We start from the raw sequence: 17,616 nt of genomic DNA on the forward strand, positions 1-17,616 counted from the left end.
CCTCAGACGATGCTGATCGAGAACGGGTTTTCGTCGGTCATGTAAGGAAAGCCGCCGAAGTTCAGCCGGTTGTTGAATTTGGCGTTGCAGGTCTTGTTCGAGAGATCGCAGCCCGGCGCGATTTCGACTGCGGCCGAGCCGGATTTGGCCACCGCTTCGGCCAGCCCGTTGATCGAAGTGACCAGCGTCAGCTGGTTGCCGACATGCTTCTCGACCCAGCCGAAGAGGCCGTTGAAGACGACAACGCCGGCCTTGTAGTAGCCGTCCTCTTTCGAGGCAGCAGCGGCCACGGTCAGGGCAAGGCTGTTCACCGCCGTCACTGTCGCCGGTACCTTGAAATCGGCGATGTTCAGATCACAGCCGGGGAAGTAGAGCGCATGCCGGCAGGTCCGCTGATAGCGTGCCCGGCAGCCGGGCCGGCGCATCGAGGTGAAAATACTCTCGACCGTCACCCTGATCGTCTGCCCGACTTCCTTGGTGCCGACAATTCGGCCTTTCCAGACGACGCGGTGTTGCTCCGACAGGTCCGTGTGATGGCCGCGCCAGATCGTGACGGTGGTGATCTGAGGCGCGGGCGAGAGCAGCGTGCGGCCGTAGGGGTCCGATAAAGGAAAGATCAGATCGACGTAGTTCTTCTCGATGTTGCCGGTCTGCTTGATATTTTCATGCTTGATCGGCGATCCCGTCCAGGTCTTTGCCTCGCCGGAGAGTTCTGGATCTTTCCTCAGATCGGTCGCATCGGACGCCAGCCTGACCTGCGACACGCCATTGTCGAACAGATAGAGGAAATACGGCTGGCCCTGGTCGACCGATGTTTCCGGCGTGTCGTAGCTCATGCCGGGACTTCCATGACGGGGATGTTGACGACGGAATCGGCGGTGAACTGATGGCTGATCGTCACGGCGTCGGCGTTCAGCCTGACCTTTGAGACGAAGCAGATCATCGCAATGTCCTTGGGGGCTACGGCTCGCCCCAGCGCGCTCGAGATGATGATTTCGGTCGTGTCGGGATCGATCACCGTCGCACTCGCGATCTGCCGGAACAGGCGCGTTCCATCCGTGAGGTGGAACATCACATGCCGGTTGATCAGATTGGCGACGGGACCGTTTGCCTTGACCTGGATCGTGGTGGCGCCAGAGGTCGCCGACGCCGCCAAGGAGAGGTCACGGTTGAATGTCGGCAGCCAGAACGGCTTCTGCTTGCCCCGGAGCGAATGCAGCCACTTGCGGCGCTTCCAGACGCCAGAGGGGCGGCTTTCCATGAAAGAGACGGTCTGGCCGAAGTCTACGTAGTTGCGCAGGGTCTCGACCACGACGGGTCCAGTCCCGTTGTCGATCAGGTCCATCGATCGGACGATGCTGTCAGAGACGTCGGCCACTAGGACCGGCGCCTCGGTCACCACGTCGAGCCCCTGATATTTCGGATAGGTGGAGACGTAGGAGGCCGCCAGGTCGATATTGTCGGTGACCAGGAACTTCACCCCGACGTCGCTGTAGGTGGCCTGCCGATCGACCGAGAACCCTTCCGGCACCAGTGCGGAGCGCAGCGGGATAATCTTCGGCTTGCGCAGATCAACGCCGACCGGTGCAAGGAGGCCAAGAGAGCCGGCCGCGACCAAGACAATCCGGGTGACGACGAACTTGTCGGGGCTTTCCCAGATCACCACACCGCCGTCGACGCGCCAGTCGCCGGAGGTGGTATCCATTGCAATGCTGCTGTCTGAGGCAGCCACACCGACGGCAAGATTGATCGCCTCGGCCCAGACCGGAACGCCAACGATGGTATGGGCCCGTCGCCGTGCGAATCCCCTCGCCCTTGCATATTCAGCATCCGAAAGCCGCACGCTGAACGAGAACGTCTGCCGTGGCGCGCTCCGCAATGCGATGCGCTGTTCACCGGTACGGCTGCCGAGCACGTCGGTTAGCCATTCAAGCGTCTCGGTGACCGGCACCATGGCGTGAAAGCCCCATAGCTCTGGCAGGACGACGACGTTGGCGCTATCGAGGACGGGAGGGCCGGCCACGATTCCAACGGGCGCCACAAACACGCCGTCCGACATCGAATCAAGAAGTGGTGCCCCGGTCGAGATACCAACCGGGGAAACGTCTACCGTGGCCATCAGGCGGGCCCAGGAATGCCGATGTCAAATGCGGCAGAGGTGATCTTATCGCCGCTAGTGACGCTCTTGGCGGCCAACAATGAGCCAGCCGCCAGAAGCCGCGAGTTGGTGGTATCAACCAAGGCGTAATGCGAGATGATGCCCGCAGCCGTCGCATTGGCATCGCTGATCGCCGCCACCGTCACCTTGCGGCCATTGGGCAGCCTCGCCGACGGGGAACCTACCGTTGGCGTTGCCTTGCTCCCCAGCGACAGCGTTGTCGTTGCCTCCGCATAGGTTGCCGGCTGCGCGGAACAGAAATGGACGGCCTTGGTCTCGGTGGTCAGGACGGTCAGGCCGTTGTCCAAAACGCGGTCGTGGAGATATGCCATTTAGGCCGCCCTGTTTTGCCGGATGATGTTCATGACCACCTGCTCGCCTTCATCGGTGCGCAGGTAGTCGCCGACGACTGACGGATCGAGGACAGTCACATTCTTGACGTTCAGTGAGAGCTTCTTGCTGATCGCTCCGACGATGCTTTCGATCTGTCCGGCGCTGATGCCGGGAGCCGCTGTGAAGCCAGTCTGAGCCGCAACACCGAGCTTCCCGTCACTGCCCCGCCGAAGCGGCATGATGGCTTCCGGGCCAGCTTCACCGAGCATCCCGGTCTTTCCGCCGGACATCGGGAACAAAGCCGGAGACGAGAAGACATCGCCATTGGCGAATGGGATCACATTACCAGCCGAGAAGGGCGCACCATTGGCGTACAGACCGACGCCGCCCTTCAGGATATTCGCCGTCGCTGCTGGCGAGATGCTGTTCATGTAGTTGAGCGCGCCCCCTGACCCGCCGAACATGCCAGCGAGGTTCGAGAACCAGTTGCCTCCGAAGCCGCCGCCTGTGTTCATCAGGTTCTGCAGCATTGAACCGAGATTGCCGGCGCCGATACCGAACTGCTCCAGCGCCTGCATGGTCGATTGGGTCACGCCGGTAAGGCTGCCGAGCCCGCTGGCGAGACCGCTTGCGGTGCTAGTCGAACTGGTTGCCAGCTTGTCCAAGGCGTCGGATGCCTTGTTCGTGGGCCCGAGCAGCGCATCCGCTTTCGCGAAATGCGGCGACATCTGGTAGTTCCACTTGTCGGCGACAGTGCCCCAGGTCCCGCCGTTCATGGCATCCGAGGCATTGTAGCGGCCCGGGCTGCCGGCATTGACCGTGGAATAGAGATCCATCCCGGACATGCCGGGCTTGAAGCCACGGGCCTTGAAGAACTTCTCTATCCCGGCGAACTGATCGGACAGCGATCCGCCCGGCGTGATGCCGTAGTTCGCGCGCTCGGATGCACCGGCCTGGATCAGACCGTAGTAGCCGTTATTGGCCCCACCCCAGATATTCTGACGGAAGCCGCTTTCGAACGACATGACCGCGGCGAGATCGCGAGGATTTGCCCCGATCTTGCCCGCCAGCGTCTTGATGTTGGAGGCGAGGTCGTTGCCATAGGCCATCTGACCGACAGGCGAACCGATGCCGGAGAGCGCCATCGGCATGGACTTGTTGTCATTGGCCGCAGAACCGCCAAGGAACTGGCTCAGCGTGGTATTCGGCGAGAAGCCACCACCGACGCCGGGAATGCCTCCAAGGCCACCCATACCTCCGAGAACCGAGCCGTTGACGATGACGCTGGCAGCCTGCACCTGCATGGCACTGACGGCCTTCTGAGCCCCAAGTAGGTTGCCGAGAACACCGCCAAAGCCTCCGCCTTGGCCACTCGACGCGCCCGAGCCGAAGATGCCAAGATCGGCAATGGATTGAAGGTTCCCACCGGTCAGCCAGTTCTTGAACGGGTTCGTCACCGCTAGGTCGAACATCTGGCGGGCAAAATCGCGGCCGATACTCTTCAGCGCATCCTCGATGCTAGAGGTGCCATCGAATAGCGCGTCAACTAGGGTGTCGACGCCATTATTGGCCGTCTCGAAGATCGATTCCCAAGTCGACTTCATGCGGTCGAGTTGGATATTCGCCCGGATCAGACCGGCCTCGACCGAGTTGAAATCGACGGGCAGGCCAGCGCTGTGAAGTCGGCCAGCGATTTCCTGCTGCTCCGGCGAGCGGAACAACTGTTCGCGCTCGAACTGGAGATCGCGGGCCAGATTGAGACGCGCCGCCGCATCCGCAACTTTGCCGAGCTCGGCCGCCGTCTGCTTGATGCGCTCCACTTCGGCGGTACTGACGAGTTCGCCTTTCCTCGCGGCTTCTTCCTTGAGCCGGGCGATTTCCGAGAACTGGTACTGCAGTCTGGTCGTTTCGCCAGTGGTCGCACCAATGAGCGACAGTTCTTCCTTGGCGGCCTCGATGCTGCGAAGCTGGGCACGGTGACGCTCGGTCTCGGCGTCGCGGCGCTCCATTTCCTGGCGCTGGAGTTCCTCTCTGCGCGCACGCTCCGCACGAAGGTCAGCCGCAGCGCCGCTTGCTCCTGCACGCGCTATTCGTTCGGCGGCTGCGAGCTTCTCGGCATTGGTCCGGGCCCTCTGCTGCTCCAGATGAGCCTCGAACTGCTCCCGCTCCATCGCAAGCTTCAGTTCGCGCTCATGGCGCTGCTGATCTATGATCTGCCGTCCGGATGCCTGCCGATCATCCATCCCAGCAGGGCCGACAAGCCTGCCGGTGCGGCCATTTCGATTGAATTCGTCAAGCACCCCCAACTGCTTTGCTGTGGCGGCTGCCTCCGCCTGCATATCGAGGAGAACGTCGGCCCAGAGACGGAGCTTGCCAGGATCTGTCTGTGCGATCCGGTCGACCTGCTTCTGGAACGTCTCGAAATCAGGATGACCCGCGGCAAGGCCCTTGCGCAGCCCATCGATAGCGCTGCGGAAAGGATCGAACACCAGCGTAACGTCAGAGCTTCGCATCCATTCAGGGAACAGGAAGCCCATGCTCATGTTCGACGTGTCGCCGAGAAGGCTCTTTAGACTCTTGTCGAGTTCCTTCTGGGTCTGCCTGCGCGACTGCCGCTCTGCGGCCTCGGCCATGAGGACAGATTTCCGCGTCACCTCGTCGATATTGAAACCGACGAGCTTGTAAGCATCCGCGAGTTCGGTGACGGCCTGCTTGTTCTTCTTGAGCGCTTCGCCAAGCTGATCTGCGCCGTCACGGCTGCGCCGGAAATACTCGACCGCCGCGCCGCCAATCGCGAACAGCGCGAAGTGCACGGCCATTGCCGGGTTGAGAATTGCCCCGATTGCCGTTGCGAAGGCTGTAGTGGAGGCCGCGCCAGTCGTGAACATGCGGACTGCGCCGGCGCCGGCCTGGAACGAACCCATGGTAGGAGCGCGCGACGAACCAGATGCGGCCTGCTGGTTCGAGTTCGCCGGGTTTCCCCACGCATCGAGACCAGATGCCGCCCGAGCGCGTGCTGCTGCCGCCTGAGCCATGACAGCCGCGTTCTGGCGCTCCAAGGCCTGCGTTGCCTGGTCCGTGGCAATGGTGCTCTGGCGCATGGCTGCAGTAGCCACCTCGGCCGTCCGAGCCGTGGCGATGTTCGCCGTTTCGACCCTCAACGCCGATGCGGCGAACTTCGTCTGCGCGGTATTGCCGGCCTCGACCGCTGCAACCAGCTTGGCCAGCATGACATTGGCCTGATCGACGCCCGAAGCGATGCGAGTCAGGGCAGCATTCGCCCCCGACGATGCAGCCGACAGCCTCTGCTGTGCCTGCTCCGCAGCACCAGCCGCCGCCGACATCTTGTCGAGATTCGACTTCGCAGTAACGGCCTGCGAGGAGTCGATCGCAAATCCGAGTTCGGCAACGGACATGGGCGGCGATCCGGTTTACTGTTTGGCGAAGAGGGCTTGGAAGAGCTGCGGGTTCATTTCGGGCAGAGGCGCCTGCTCTTTGGGCGCCTCGACCTCTTCGGCTGGTTTCAGGTAGCCGATGGTCTCGAACAGATCGCGTTTGCCTTCGTAGCCGACGATGATGGCGTTCACGTCGGCCCGAAGAGCCTGTTCCTCGGTCCAGCCAAGCCAGCCAAGGGCAATTTCGGCGAGCCCGTCATAGAATTCGACGTGGCTTACTCGCTGCGAGGGTCCTGGTCTTCCTCTCCTCCCGCAGCGGGACGGCCGCCATTGGCGATGTTGGCGAGGTAGATGGACAGGGGGGCGATCAGATCGGAAAGGCCGGTGCGATAGACGCGGCCAGGGACCTCCTTGGCGTCATTGCCGGTGAGGCCTAGGCCAAGCGTGACCACCGTAACAATGGTGTCGAACTCGAAGCGCCCCACGGCAGAAAGGGCCGATGAGATACCACCAGCCTGCCGCGAGATCGTCTGCGCCGCCTGGAGAGACGGACGGAGTGTGACCGTCTCCCCATCGAGTTCAATTTCCACATTGCCGGCGCCGAGCGCGGCTTTGCTCTTGGTCATTCAGTGGGCTCCTTAAGCCGACGGCTGGACTGTGGCGAGGTTCGAGTTGACCTCGACTGTGGCGTTCAGCGACCGAACCGTATTGGCGCCGCCGCCGGCCTGCTGTGCCGACATGACCAGACCGATGAAGTAGTTCACCGTGCCGATCGGCGTGACGATGACGGTGTGCGTGCCGTTCTGGGTGCCCGTGGTGGCGATGGCGGTGCCGGTCGGGGTCGCGGAGACCTGGAAGGTGTCGGCATCCGGCACGGTCTTGACGTAGTACTCGACCCCAGCAGTGAGGCCGGTCGGGAGAGCACCGGTGGTCGAGAACTTGACCTTGCGGCCGACAGTGAGGCCGTGCGCTGTCTTGGTGATGACGCCAGGGCTAGCGATGGTGATGGCCACCGGGAACGAAGCGCCGCCGGGGGCATCGTTCCATTCGATCTTGAAGGGATAGTTGTTGCCGGTCTTCTCAGCCGCGATCACTGCGATCTGGCCGGGGTCGCTGGAGTTGATGGCGAAGACGTTCTGCATCGAGCCCGCGTTGCGGGTGCCCTTCTGCTTCTTGTCGCGGCTCTGGCTGATGACCTGCGTGGTGATCAGCTGGGCGGCGTCACCGATCGAGCCGCACTGCGTCCAATCGGAAATCTCGGTCCAGGCAACAGCCGCGAAGTCGGACGGGATGACGTCAACGGTAGGTGCGGCCATGGCGGCCGAGCCAATGAAGATTTTCGCGCCGGCAACGGCGAACAAGTCGCTCATGGCGACCTCCTTTCAGGTTGTGTGGGGTGTCAGTGGGTGCCTTGCCGAAGGGCGGTGCGGCTATGCGAAACACTCGTAGGCGACGGTAACCGGCACCTGCCAATGCGTGCTGTCGGAGAATGCCTGGGCGATGTCCGGAAACTTCGTCACCCGGAGCGTAACCGTCCCGCTCCTAAGCTTCAGGTCGGTCGGGAAATGCTCCGCCACCGTCTCGGCCAGTTCCGTTGCCGCAGTGGCGCCTTTGTTCAGGGGCTGAAACACGTCCAGTTGCAGAAGGCCTTGGCGCTGGTGCGGCGAGCCAGAGCCGATGCATAGGCGGTAGGCCGCGTTAGGCATGTGCATTACGCGGAGATAAGACGCCGGCTTGGGCTTTTCCCTACCCTGTGCGTCAACGCCTGGGAAAGCGAAGTTCGGCCACGCGATCGGCAAGGCCGGCGACAAGACGAGCGTGTTCACTCGGGCGAACAGCGCCGCCTCGATGCTGGATTGAACGGTTGCCACGGCCTCCCCCTTATCGCGCTGCTCGAGCCGCGACACGTGCCTTTGCTTCGGCCGTGACATCCCGCACAATCTGGCTCCACTGCTGCGCGGCAAGGCGCGTAAAACCGCGTCCTTCCCTGCCTCGCGCGCCATACTCGACATGAAGGGCATAGTTGGCGGTATAGCCCGCGACTAGCCTATCCCCGGCGTTGAACTTCGCGATTTCAAGGACGATGGCCGAGGCGTTGTACATGTGCTTCTGGCCGTCGCTGACCCGTAGGGCTTGCGGAGGCTTGCCATTGATCACCACGGTCAGAGATGCGCGCAGAAACCCGGTGTCGATCGGCATGTTGCCGCCTTCGCTGACCGGCGTTTGCATGACTTCGATGGTACGGCGCGCGCTCTCGCGCATCACGGCGGTAAGGCGCTGTTCTGTCGCCAGTACCCATTCATCGATCTGGCCAGAAAAGCGCGCCTGCCCTCTCGACAGCCGGTTATTGGGGCTGACGTGAATGCCGGTGGTCGGTGCCATCACTCAAGCCCTGCTAGGAAGTCGATCTTTGTTTCCATCCAGCATCGGCAATTGATAATCTCGTTTGCCGGCGCCGATGGATCTCCTGGATAGGCAAGCATTGCGCCTGAGGGACTGATGAACTTTCCGTTCAGTCCGACCTCTTGGCCGTGCATTTCCCTGTGGCTGTCGCGGACGCGGTTGTCATGGGCGGAATGCCAGACCTTCACAATGGTGGTCGGATCAACTCCGCCGTCGACCGCCTGCCGCATAGCCTCCATCTGGCTCTCGTTGAGCGCAGCCATCGTTTCGGTTCTGGCGATGGTCTCACCACGCAACTGCAGAAGCCGATCACGATATCTGCCAACCATGCGGCCGGCCAATTCGGCATCGACCGACCGACCTTCATTGATCGCCTTCATCACGGACCGATCAAACCGCTTGTCTCGCCTAGCGCGATCAAGGGTCGAGCGCATGCGCGCCGGATCGCCCGACAGTAAATCCTCAAGGTATGAGGCCGCGAACCGCTCTTGCTGCGCGGTCAGACCGATGATGCCGCCTTCTCGGACCCCAGAAACGCGGTTGATGCGGCCAACTATGTCCAAGGCCGTCGAGCGGGGATTTAGGCCACGCTCCAACCCGCTCACCATTGCCGTGCGGATCGCGATGCGCTGGTCATCCACGATATTGGTTATGAGTTGGCCGGAGTGGTCGCGCAGCCAGTCTTCGGCGCGCACGTTGCGCGTGTCAAAACGGATGATGACCTGTCCGCCACCAGGCTCTCGGAGCGGCGGAAGCCTGCCCGTCGTTGCCACGCCACCGCCGTTGAAGGTGTTGGAAATGGCTGTGTCGAGCGGTCGGAAAGCAGCCGGATCGAGGTGCAGCGCCTTCATGGTGCCATCAATGTCGCGGCGCTCCAATCGCTCGACGATCCGCCCGATCTCTGCCCGCGATTTGATATCCTCGATAGCATCCTCGAACGCCTTGCGGATCAGCGGCTCGAAGTTGGCGACCAGTTGCTCGAACTGCTCGCGGGGAGTGAGGCGTTTCAGCATGGCTGGTTAGACGGCCATGCGCCTAATGATCATCCTCGCGGCTTCTGCCTTCGATGTGCGGGAGGAAGCCATGCAATCGTCCACGGCCTGCTTGACCATCTCGTTGATGCTGCGGCGCATCTCTTCAGTGTCGACCTTAAACCCAAGCGAGGCGGTAGCAGCCTTCCGCTTCAGCGGTACAATGGCCTCCGGGCCCCGCTCGCCGACATATCCGCCAGAGGCGTAAGCAGGCTTCGCCACGGAAGCGACCGCAGCAACGGGAGCGAGGCCGATGGCCCCGAGGAATGCACGTCGGTTCATATTGATCTCCTAAGCCGCACACCAAGCCCTGTAGGCCACGACAGTTCCTGCCGGCGGGATTGGCGTCAGATTGGTGATGACACGCTCGGCACCGTCGATGACGAGCAGATCGGTCAGGACAGGCACAACCTCCGGCACCGCAAACGTCACCATGTCGCCGGTCTGGACGATTAGGACGCCGTTCTCATAGCGCTGGTGGAGGCGTTTGACCGTGGCTGCGAGCTCGTAGGTTACCGGCTCTCCTTCTGGGTCCGGATCCCAGGATGGAAGGTCAGGTGGGCGAACGCCGGGAACGATGCGCCTAAGCTGAACGACACCCTGCTTCCACTTCTTCAGCAGCCGCGTTGCCGTGGCTTGCTTGGGCGCGTAGCGGTCAGCCATTGGCCTATGCCCTCGCCACGAAGCCGAATGTCGTGCCGCCAGCCTTGCGCGTGATCAGACCGGACAGCAGCCCTTCGATGGCGCTGAACGTGGTTTCGGCCGGCGCGCCATCCATCCACTCGGTTTCTTCATCAATGGCGCCTTCGACCTTTTCGCGCTTGCGCTTGATCCGGCCGCCGCGCTCCTGATCGGGAGACAGCGAACCAGGCACCGTCAATTCCCGCCAGGCAGCCTCACAGGCAGCGTCTTTGACCTTCTGGGGCACAATGTCGCCCGGGATGTCGGAACCGCGCCACGCAGCCCCTGTGCGCGGCCATTCAAGCGCCTGATCGGCAGATGTTGGTGAGCCGATGAAACGCTGCCCGTAGATGCCATCCAGCCCACGCGTGCCGCGGCGAAGCGCCTGTTCCAAATCGGTGTCGGCCTTACCGGTCACGTCATAGCCGATGCGCTCGCAATAGGTCTTGAAGGCATCAACATCGACGTAGCTGTCGGTATCGGATGCGCCGGGCGTGATGGTGAGTGGCATAGTTCAGTCCTCGCCGAATACGATCTGGCGCTTGGCTCGCTCCATGAGAACGAGCGTTTCGCCAGCATTTGCACTGCCACTGACCCAGAACGTTCCGTCTTCAAGTTGGCCGAGGATGGCGATGGTCTGGAACCCCTGCCCTTTGGCGGTCTCGAGGATCTCGTCCGGGTCAAACCGGAAATCGTCGCCGACTTCGATCGGCTCAAACTTGACGACATTGCTCACGCGCCGGCCGCCTCTGCGATCTTCGCCTTCAGCGTCTCGGCATCCCAGCCACCGAACGGCTTCTTGCCGAGCTTGGCCTGATATGCAGCGCGGAGTTCGGAAAGTTCCGTGCTCGGCTCCTGCTTGGTCGAGCCGCCCTTCTTGCCGTCATGGTCGTGGTCGAGGGGATCGCCCTTGGCCTTTTCCGCCATTTCCCGGCGCATGCGGTTGAATGATGCGAGACCCATCTGGCCCTCCTTACGTAGCCGAGACGGCGGTGCCGAGCGTAATGCGCAGCCACGATGTGCCATTGGAATAGGCAAGGCATGGCTGGCCCGATGCACCGTTCGAGCAATAGACCATCTGCCCAGCGCTCTTGGCCGCATCCGGCAGCGCAGCCACGGCATAGGACGCAAGCGCTTCCGCCGTGGCGAATGCCTTGCGCTGCGAGCGCGAACCGATCTTGCCGCGCTGAATTTCAGGGATAGCCATATCGGCCTCCTATGTCTGGTGAAGGGGATGGGCGGGACCGGAAGCCCCGCCCTGTCTGGTTAGGCCGCGACGTTGCGGTGCTTGAACTGCACCATGCGGACGTTCTTGGCCTCGTAGACGCGCTCCCAGGCGTTGCTGGTGCCAAGCTCGGCATTGGTCGGGGACGTACCGGCCTTGGTGCCCTTCCACTTCACGCCGCGGGGATGAAGCACGAAGTGACGGCGGTTGATCAGGATGTCTTCGCCGGCGAGGCTGTCACGGTCGGTCTCGGTCGGGACCGGCGCGTTACCCTCGCCCAGGCCGAGCGCACCGGCGCCGAACAGGTACGAGGTGTAGACACCGGAAGCGACCGGCATGGCATCGTCCACGATGACGCGCTTGCCCATGTAGTAGGGCAGCGTCGGGTTGCCTTCGGCGTCGGGGCGGAAGTCGATGAGACCCTGCTTGACCAGCGTGGCGACGGTGTTGGAGTGCATCGCAAAGCCGGTCAGGCCGCCAGCGGCATCGCCGAGCTTGTAGAGCGCATCCACGACGGCATCGCCGCCGATGACCGCAGCCCCACCGGTCCCGCCGCTGATGTCATGGACGTTGCCGGACATGGACGAGGCCGCGAACACGCCCTTGAGCGTGGCGATGGTCAGGTCCTGCCAGCGACGTGCCCAGTAGGCGGCCACGAGGTCGCCGATCGCAGCCATGGGGTCGTCACCCGACAGCGCCTTGGCCAGATCGTTGACGCCCCAGGCCTTGCCGCGGGTATGGAGGACTGCAACGTCCTGATCGGCCTGGATCTTGTTGACGGTCAGAGCTCCGGAGTCGGACAGCACCTCGTCGGCACCGGTCAGGTCCTGCCAGAACGGCATGGCGATGGTCGTGCCGCCCTTGGCGCCGAGCACGTCGAGGCCGGGAACGGTCGCGATGATGCCGGACTGGTAAAGAGCCGAAAGAGCGGCGGTGCGCTCGATGACGTACGGATTGAAGACGGACGGGACGATCACGTCCGCGATTTTGGTACCGGCCATTGGGGAATCTCCTGTGTTTGGCTGGTTTCAAAGTGAAATCAGCCGGCCACTGGCACGGCTGCGGGTTTGTGCGAGCACTGCCCGCGAGTGTCAGGCGGCGTTGAGCCGCTGATTGATCTGTGCTTCGGAGAGGCCAGCAGCTGCCATCATGCGGCGGGCCTTGCCGGGATCGGCACGTACGACCTCGCCCTGCTTGGTGAGGTTGGCGGTGTCCTTGGCCCACGGGTTGACGTCGACGTGACGGCCATCAGATCCCTTGGTGTCGAGGCCCTTGGGCTTGCCTACATATTCCTTGCCATCGTCGGAACCGGCCCAGTCCGAAACGAACTTGGCGAGCGAGACAGGACCCATGTCGGTATCGACCTGAGCGGAGAAGCCGTCGTCGCCCTCTTCCAGCTTGATCTTGCCGATGGCCTTCAGATACGGCGCCAGCTTCTTCTTGTGCTTGGCGTCGATATTGGCGTCATCCATGGCGCGGGACAGACCGTCGTCGATGGTCAGGCGCTCGATGGTGCCGCGCAGCTTGGCGATCTCGGTGTCTTTCTTGCCGATCGCATCGGCGTGCTTGCGTTCCAACTGCTCACGGACCTGGACGAGCCGGTCGTCGGATTTACCAGGCTCTTTGCCATCAGCCGCGGCGCGCAGCGCCTCATAGGCATCGGCATCGAAGTCATCCGGCAGGCCTTCAAGGCGAGCCACTGCCTCCTCATGCTCGGTAACCAGGTCTTTCTTTTCCTTGCGGACCCGCTCGAGCGCGGCCTTGAGAGCCTGCGTTTCGGGATGATCCCTGACGCCGTCGATCTGCAGGACGAACTTGCCGTCGACTTCCTTGTAGTGGTCATGCAGGGCAGCGTCGACACTATCGAGGCTGTCCAGAATAGCTTTCAAAGCCACTGGCTTGCTCCATGATTGGCCCGGTCACTGCCGGGCGTTGAGATGCCGATCAGATCTTGATGGTCGGCTTGGTTTTGGTGAAAGTCTCGCGCTCCAGATACTTGGAGCTCGCGCCCTTGCCCTCGGTCCACGATTCCCGCACGACATAGCCGTTGCTGATCTTGCGGATGCTCATGTGTTCTTCGGTGCGCGGCGCTGACGGCGCCACTTCAACTGCCTTGGCCTTCGATGCGGAACGCTGAGGCGTCTTCTGCTTAGCTGGCTTTGGGGCCGCCTTAGCAGCCTGTTTGCGGGTTGCCATTTGCGATCCCTACTTTGCGGCGGGCGTGACGTCGGGCGGCGTCATTGCCGCCATTTGGTCGGCAGCCGCTCCAAGCTGCTCCTTGGCGATCATGTCCTGTTCTTCGGCCCAATCGCGTTCCGCGCTGGCGACGTTGCCGGCCTGCAGGTTCTCATAGGCCGTCTCGCCGCTGATCAGGCCCTTTTCCCAGAGCCCCATGATCGCGGTCATCTGCTGCGGCGTTATCGTGCGCTCGACCAGTGTCTTGGGCGGCGTGACGACGATGTTGCCGATCTCGGTTTCGCCGAGGCCCATCATGCGGCCGGCGTAGCGGAGAGCCTTTTCAAGCCCGGCACAACTGGCATGGGCAACGCTGATCAGCGAAGCGGTCTCCGAGGTGTACCGGATGCGCAGCGCATCGCCGCTCTCGGCCGTCTTCTGGCCGCTGTTGAACAGGCGGGCACCGGCATTGGCTGCGTTCTGCTGTTCGTCGGTAATGGCCACGCGGTGAGCTGCAATGCCCGTTCCGGCAGGGCCGACATACTTGGCGTCTGGCTGCTTGCCTTCGCCATTGCCTTGCAGAGAGATCACCACGCCAGCGCCAACAGTTTCCGGCGCTTCGCCATTGATGACGACGAACGTCTCCTGGCCGGTCATGAACAGTTGCCAGCGGTAATCTGCCGAAAGCTGGTACATCGAGACGGCCGAACGCGCGATGCCGATGCATGGCGGTGTTTCAGGCTTCAGTGATAGGTCGCGCGGCCCCATGACAACGATAGGGATTTCCGTGAGGTTGTCGCCCTTGGCGGTAGTCGGCTCGCCTTCCTTGTCTTTGATCGGATTGCCGTCGCCATCATACCGGCGACCGACATACTTCCCGTTCTCAAGGAGCAGCGCCAGATACTGCTTTCTGTCGGTCCATTCGAAGCCGTTGCGTACCAGCCCGCTCTCATTGAGCACGAACATGGAGCGGTCTTCGGCCCAGTTGATCAGCGATTCCGCCTGATAGCCGGCCAGCCAAGGAAGGTCGCCGGAACTCGGGGCGTCGACCAGAACGGCATAGCGCCCCATCAGGAGCAGTTCGGCGGTGATCCGGCGGTGGAAGGCCTCAAGTGGCAACCCGTCAGCCGTGGCGCGTTCCCAGAGCTTTGCCATACTGTCGGGGATGACGACCTTGATCTCGGCCTGGTGGATGACGCCAACCATTGCCATGACAGCCGGCAAAACGATCTCGGCGAACTGCGCACGCTTCTGGTAGGCGGCATAGAGCGCAACACCGCCGTCTGCCTGCTTTGCGAAACCGGACGGCTGCGGGAGATAGACCTTCCCGGCGTCCTTGATTGCCGTCTCGCCGCGGTTGCTGTCCCGCATGAGCCGCCATTCTTCGGCGCGCTCGGTCCAGTCTGGATGTCTGGTGTCTACCGCGTCCGTCATCAATATAGCCCTGAAACAGTTGCGGTGCTGGTGGATGCTCTAGGCTTCAATAGCCGCCCGAATGCTCCGGACGATGCGTCGACCTGGTCCTTGAACGAGCCGCCCGGGAACAGGCAGAGCTCGTCGATGTAGTCGGCGTTCCAATCACCGAGGACGATGAAGACGTTGCCGGCCTCGCACTGAGCGGAGAACGGTTCGGCTCTGGTGACTTTGTCGCCTGTTTCCGGCTCGGCCTTCACGACAAAGCCGGCGAGCATGGCGACGAAGTCCTTGGCCTGCACCTTGCCAGCCTGTCCAGGGTCTTGCGGGAGGCTGATTTCGACATCCTTGCCGTCGGCCTCGGCCGTGGCCTTGATCACTTTGCGGACCTCATTGCCTTCGGCCTGCGTCTTCACGACATGCCCGACGATGAACCTACCGTCAGGCGTCCTGCCAAGCTTGACGCCGGCGGTCCGCGCAGCCGTGGCCTTGGCCGTTGCCGCCAAGTCCCAATGTCGGACCCATTTGGTGCCGGCTGGTGCCACTGAGATGAATTTACCCTCGAACCATTCCCGTTTGAACAGGCCGCCCTCTCGAGGAACAGGACGCTGTTGGAACTGGCCAGCCACAGCGTAAGAGCCCATAGGCTTCTTATCGCGATCCACAACCTCACGCGGGAACCTCTCTGGAAACAGCAGTTCGGTTTCGTATGTGCGAGGGTCGGTGAAACCGATCACCGTCCGGCACCGGCGTTCAGGCTCGAACTCCATGGGGAGCATAAGATGCTCATACCCAAGCCCGAGCTTGATGCACTGGCCAGAGACGTCATCTTCGTGCAGCCGCTGCATGATGACGACAATGGCCGAGGTCTTCGGGTCGACCAGACGAGACGGCACGGACTCGCGGAAGATGCGCGTCGTCCGCTGGCGCTCGGCCGGGCTTTCAGCAGTTTCGGTCGAATGCGGGTCATCGATTAGGACACGGTGACCACGGCCGCCGGTGAGGCTAGCGAAAGGGACACCTTCACGAAACCCCGTTGCCGAGTTGGCGAATGACGCCTCGCCCGAACGGACAAGGGCAACCTCGGGCCAGAGCGACCGATACCATTCGCTAGACACCAGGTCGCGCATGCGCCGGCTGTCGCGCTTGACGTAGTTCTCCGAGTAGGAGGTCGTCAGGTAGCGCATCCAGGAAAGGCCACGCGGACCCCATTCCCACGCTGGCCAGAACACCGAGACAATCAGAGACTTCATCGTGCCCGGCGGCACGTTGATCAGAAGCCGGTTGATCCGCCCTTCGGTTATGGCCTCGAGGTGTGTGCAGATCGCATCGATATGCCAGCCGTGAACATAGTCGCTGCCAGGTTCAAGGACATGCCAGGCTTCTCGGACGAATGCCGCCAGTGATGACTGACACCGCGCGCGGATACGCTCGGCATCCTTGGCTATACGCTCCCGTTCAGCCTCTGCCGCCCTACGCGCCTTCTCCGCCCTGATCAGGCGCATCATCGTCGCCGGATCCGGCAAGCGGACCGAAGATGGATTCGAGCTGCGCGAGTTCATCACCACTCAACTTGGTCAGGTCCACGGACGTGATGGGGCCGCCGTTGGGGCCGGAATGCTCATGAGACTGGCGAGGCTTTCCATAGGCTCGGTCAAGCAAGGCATTGGCTGCCGCAACCCGAGCACTTTCGCTCTCACCGTCCTTGGCGACATTAACCAGCACCTGCAGGGCCGTGGACGTATGCGCACGGGCAAGGTCGGATAGCGTGGCCTTGTGTGCCGCCGTCGCCCTCGATCGCGCCCCTGACGGCCTTCCTGCGCCTGGGCGATGCCCTCCGCGCGATTTGCCTGCCATGTTTGATTTCCGTTTGATTTCCGGCGGCGAATTCAAATGCCGGGATTGTCCGCCCTACTCGACGCCCATTGGGCCGGCTGCCTACCAGGTCTTCGTCAGCCCCGTTACAAGCTGCCTGTATGCCATGCGCCACTTTTATCCAACTATCTTGTATTTTGATGTTGACACATACAAGTTACTTGGATAGATTGATCTCAACAACAAGGGAGATCGACATGACCGCTCAGCAGAAACTCAACGCCAAGGTCAGCAAACTCAACGTCGCGATGCTCAAGGACATGGCTACGAAGTTGATCGTGGACACCCGCGCCGAGGCAGATATCGTTCTCTCTGCCACTCTCGATGCGCTGATGGCCAAGATGCCAGAAGATCAGTTTGTGGCCTTCTGCGAAGAGCTGGAGGCCGCATGAGCCCCGAAGTCAAAGCTCAATATAAGGCGGACCTCGCAAGGGTCCGCGCTGAGCGCGACCGCTTCCGCGAATGGGCAAGCCAAAAGCGCAAAGACTACATCGGGCTGAAGAAGAAGCGTCGGTTCCTAGATGCGCTCCACGCGCTCGACAGATACCAAGAGTATCGCAACAGCGCGGCTCAGTTCGACTCTGAAGCAAAGCGCATTCAGGAGTATTTGAAATGACCCCTGACGCCTTCACCCGCTGGCTCGCTGACATGAAGTCGGCGGGCCTTGGCCGCTCCGATGCCGAGTGCGCGCGCCTTCTTGGCATATCCGCAAACTCGGTCGTTGATATGAAGAAGCGCGGGGCTGACGTTAGAACCGCCCTTGCCTGCCGCGCCCTTCTCCATCGGCTTGAGCCGTACTCCTAGCCCGCGCGCTCTCCGCTCTTTGCTGATGTAGGGATCAGGACGGGCCGCAGCGCCCGTCGCCTATAGGCTTGCCCGCACTGGCTAACCGCTGACCATCTGGCTCATAGGGTGAGGAAGCGCTGG

At 62.2% G+C, this 17,616-nt stretch carries 25 protein-coding genes; 3 read left to right on the top strand and 22 right to left on the bottom strand.

Translation table 11 applies throughout. The features are described 5' to 3' along the window. Positions 1–2: 2 nt before the first annotated feature. The 22 genes from C7I85_RS11885 to C7I85_RS11980 form a co-directional block, all read right to left on the bottom strand. Entirely contained in the window at positions 3–836 is an 834-nt protein-coding gene (locus tag C7I85_RS11885) for a phage BR0599 family protein (protein WP_106724206.1), read from the bottom strand. Continuing rightward, positions 833–2,041 (bottom strand): hypothetical protein, encoded by a 1,209-nt coding sequence (locus tag C7I85_RS11890; RefSeq protein WP_146148860.1) that lies wholly within the window; start codon positions 2,039–2,041, stop codon positions 833–835. Before C7I85_RS11890 ends, C7I85_RS11885 begins: the two co-directional genes overlap by 4 nt. A 77-nt stretch (positions 2,042–2,118) precedes the next feature. Beyond that, positions 2,119–2,490: a hypothetical protein gene (locus C7I85_RS11895; RefSeq protein ID WP_106724208.1), complete on the bottom strand. Its 372-nt coding sequence runs from the start codon at positions 2,488–2,490 to the stop codon at positions 2,119–2,121. Next, positions 2,491–5,907, bottom strand: coding sequence for a hypothetical protein (locus tag C7I85_RS11900; protein ID WP_106724209.1), 3,417 nt, complete (start codon positions 5,905–5,907; stop codon positions 2,491–2,493). A 15-nt stretch (positions 5,908–5,922) separates the two neighbouring features. Beyond that, on the bottom strand, positions 5,923–6,078 hold the full coding sequence (locus C7I85_RS30950) for a hypothetical protein (protein WP_181257154.1): 156 nt from the start codon (positions 6,076–6,078) through the stop codon (positions 5,923–5,925). Between the two features lie 83 nt (positions 6,079–6,161). Next, positions 6,162–6,512 (bottom strand): hypothetical protein, encoded by a 351-nt coding sequence (locus C7I85_RS11905; protein WP_106724210.1) that lies wholly within the window; start codon positions 6,510–6,512, stop codon positions 6,162–6,164. 12 nt (positions 6,513–6,524) lie between these two features. Continuing rightward, the gene (locus C7I85_RS11910; protein ID WP_106724211.1) at positions 6,525–7,256 is read right to left on the bottom strand and encodes a hypothetical protein; all 732 of its coding nucleotides are present in this window, start codon (positions 7,254–7,256) and stop codon (positions 6,525–6,527) included. 60 nt (positions 7,257–7,316) lie between these two features. Then, a complete protein-coding gene (locus C7I85_RS11915) occupies positions 7,317–7,793 on the bottom strand; it encodes a DUF4128 domain-containing protein (protein WP_245444907.1) in 477 nt (158 codons plus the stop codon). Further along, positions 7,768–8,268: a hypothetical protein gene (locus C7I85_RS11920; protein WP_106724212.1), complete on the bottom strand. Its 501-nt coding sequence runs from the start codon at positions 8,266–8,268 to the stop codon at positions 7,768–7,770. The genes C7I85_RS11915 and C7I85_RS11920 overlap by 26 nt, the downstream gene beginning before the upstream one ends. Then, positions 8,268–9,302, bottom strand: coding sequence for a phage minor head protein (locus C7I85_RS11925; protein ID WP_106724213.1), 1,035 nt, complete (start codon positions 9,300–9,302; stop codon positions 8,268–8,270). Before C7I85_RS11925 ends, C7I85_RS11920 begins: the two co-directional genes overlap by 1 nt. A 6-nt stretch (positions 9,303–9,308) precedes the next feature. Then, positions 9,309–9,602 (bottom strand): hypothetical protein, encoded by a 294-nt coding sequence (locus C7I85_RS11930; protein ID WP_106724214.1) that lies wholly within the window; start codon positions 9,600–9,602, stop codon positions 9,309–9,311. Positions 9,603–9,611: 9 nt separating this feature from the next. Continuing rightward, complete coding sequence (locus C7I85_RS11935; protein ID WP_106724215.1) at positions 9,612–9,983, bottom strand: hypothetical protein; 372 nt, start codon at positions 9,981–9,983, stop codon at positions 9,612–9,614. 4 nt (positions 9,984–9,987) lie between these two features. Continuing rightward, entirely contained in the window at positions 9,988–10,512 is a 525-nt protein-coding gene (locus C7I85_RS11940) for a DnaT-like ssDNA-binding protein (protein ID WP_106724216.1), read from the bottom strand. Between the two features lie 3 nt (positions 10,513–10,515). Further along, positions 10,516–10,737, bottom strand: coding sequence for a hypothetical protein (locus C7I85_RS11945; protein ID WP_106724217.1), 222 nt, complete (start codon positions 10,735–10,737; stop codon positions 10,516–10,518). Next, a complete protein-coding gene (locus C7I85_RS11950) occupies positions 10,734–10,964 on the bottom strand; it encodes a hypothetical protein (protein WP_106724218.1) in 231 nt (76 codons plus the stop codon). The genes C7I85_RS11945 and C7I85_RS11950 overlap by 4 nt, the downstream gene beginning before the upstream one ends. A gap of 10 nt (positions 10,965–10,974) precedes the next feature. Beyond that, on the bottom strand, positions 10,975–11,208 hold the full coding sequence (locus C7I85_RS11955; protein ID WP_106724219.1) for a hypothetical protein: 234 nt from the start codon (positions 11,206–11,208) through the stop codon (positions 10,975–10,977). 59 nt (positions 11,209–11,267) lie between these two features. Next, positions 11,268–12,227, bottom strand: a complete 960-nt coding sequence (locus tag C7I85_RS11960; RefSeq protein WP_106724220.1) for a major capsid protein — start codon at positions 12,225–12,227, stop codon at positions 11,268–11,270. Positions 12,228–12,317: 90 nt separating this feature from the next. Beyond that, the gene (locus C7I85_RS11965) at positions 12,318–13,121 is read right to left on the bottom strand and encodes a hypothetical protein (RefSeq protein ID WP_146148861.1); all 804 of its coding nucleotides are present in this window, start codon (positions 13,119–13,121) and stop codon (positions 12,318–12,320) included. A 49-nt stretch (positions 13,122–13,170) separates the two neighbouring features. Further along, entirely contained in the window at positions 13,171–13,422 is a 252-nt protein-coding gene (locus C7I85_RS30545) for a hypothetical protein (RefSeq protein WP_146148862.1), read from the bottom strand. 9 nt (positions 13,423–13,431) lie between these two features. Continuing rightward, complete coding sequence (locus C7I85_RS11970; RefSeq protein WP_106724222.1) at positions 13,432–14,835, bottom strand: DUF4055 domain-containing protein; 1,404 nt, start codon at positions 14,833–14,835, stop codon at positions 13,432–13,434. Next, a complete protein-coding gene (gene terL / locus C7I85_RS11975; RefSeq protein WP_106724223.1) occupies positions 14,835–16,322 on the bottom strand; it encodes a phage terminase large subunit in 1,488 nt (495 codons plus the stop codon). The genes C7I85_RS11970 and terL overlap by 1 nt, the downstream gene beginning before the upstream one ends. After that, entirely contained in the window at positions 16,288–16,671 is a 384-nt protein-coding gene (locus tag C7I85_RS11980; RefSeq protein WP_106724224.1) for a hypothetical protein, read from the bottom strand. Before C7I85_RS11980 ends, terL begins: the two co-directional genes overlap by 35 nt. A gap of 215 nt (positions 16,672–16,886) precedes the next feature. On the opposite strand from C7I85_RS11980, the gene C7I85_RS11985 reads away from it, so the two are divergent. From C7I85_RS11985 to C7I85_RS11995, 3 genes are read left to right on the top strand one after another with little or no spacing between them, the layout of a single operon-like run. Next, the gene (locus C7I85_RS11985) at positions 16,887–17,081 is read left to right on the top strand and encodes a hypothetical protein (protein ID WP_106724225.1); all 195 of its coding nucleotides are present in this window, start codon (positions 16,887–16,889) and stop codon (positions 17,079–17,081) included. After that, positions 17,078–17,305: a hypothetical protein gene (locus tag C7I85_RS11990; RefSeq protein WP_106724226.1), complete on the top strand. Its 228-nt coding sequence runs from the start codon at positions 17,078–17,080 to the stop codon at positions 17,303–17,305. Before C7I85_RS11985 ends, C7I85_RS11990 begins: the two co-directional genes overlap by 4 nt. Continuing rightward, the gene (locus tag C7I85_RS11995; RefSeq protein WP_106724227.1) at positions 17,302–17,493 is read left to right on the top strand and encodes a hypothetical protein; all 192 of its coding nucleotides are present in this window, start codon (positions 17,302–17,304) and stop codon (positions 17,491–17,493) included. Before C7I85_RS11990 ends, C7I85_RS11995 begins: the two co-directional genes overlap by 4 nt. Positions 17,494–17,616: the final 123 nt, after the last annotated feature.

This window comes from Pseudaminobacter soli (ex Li et al. 2025) (assembly GCF_003012705.1).
In the GTDB taxonomy this organism is placed as follows: Bacteria; Pseudomonadota; Alphaproteobacteria; order Rhizobiales; family Rhizobiaceae; genus Pseudaminobacter; species Pseudaminobacter soli.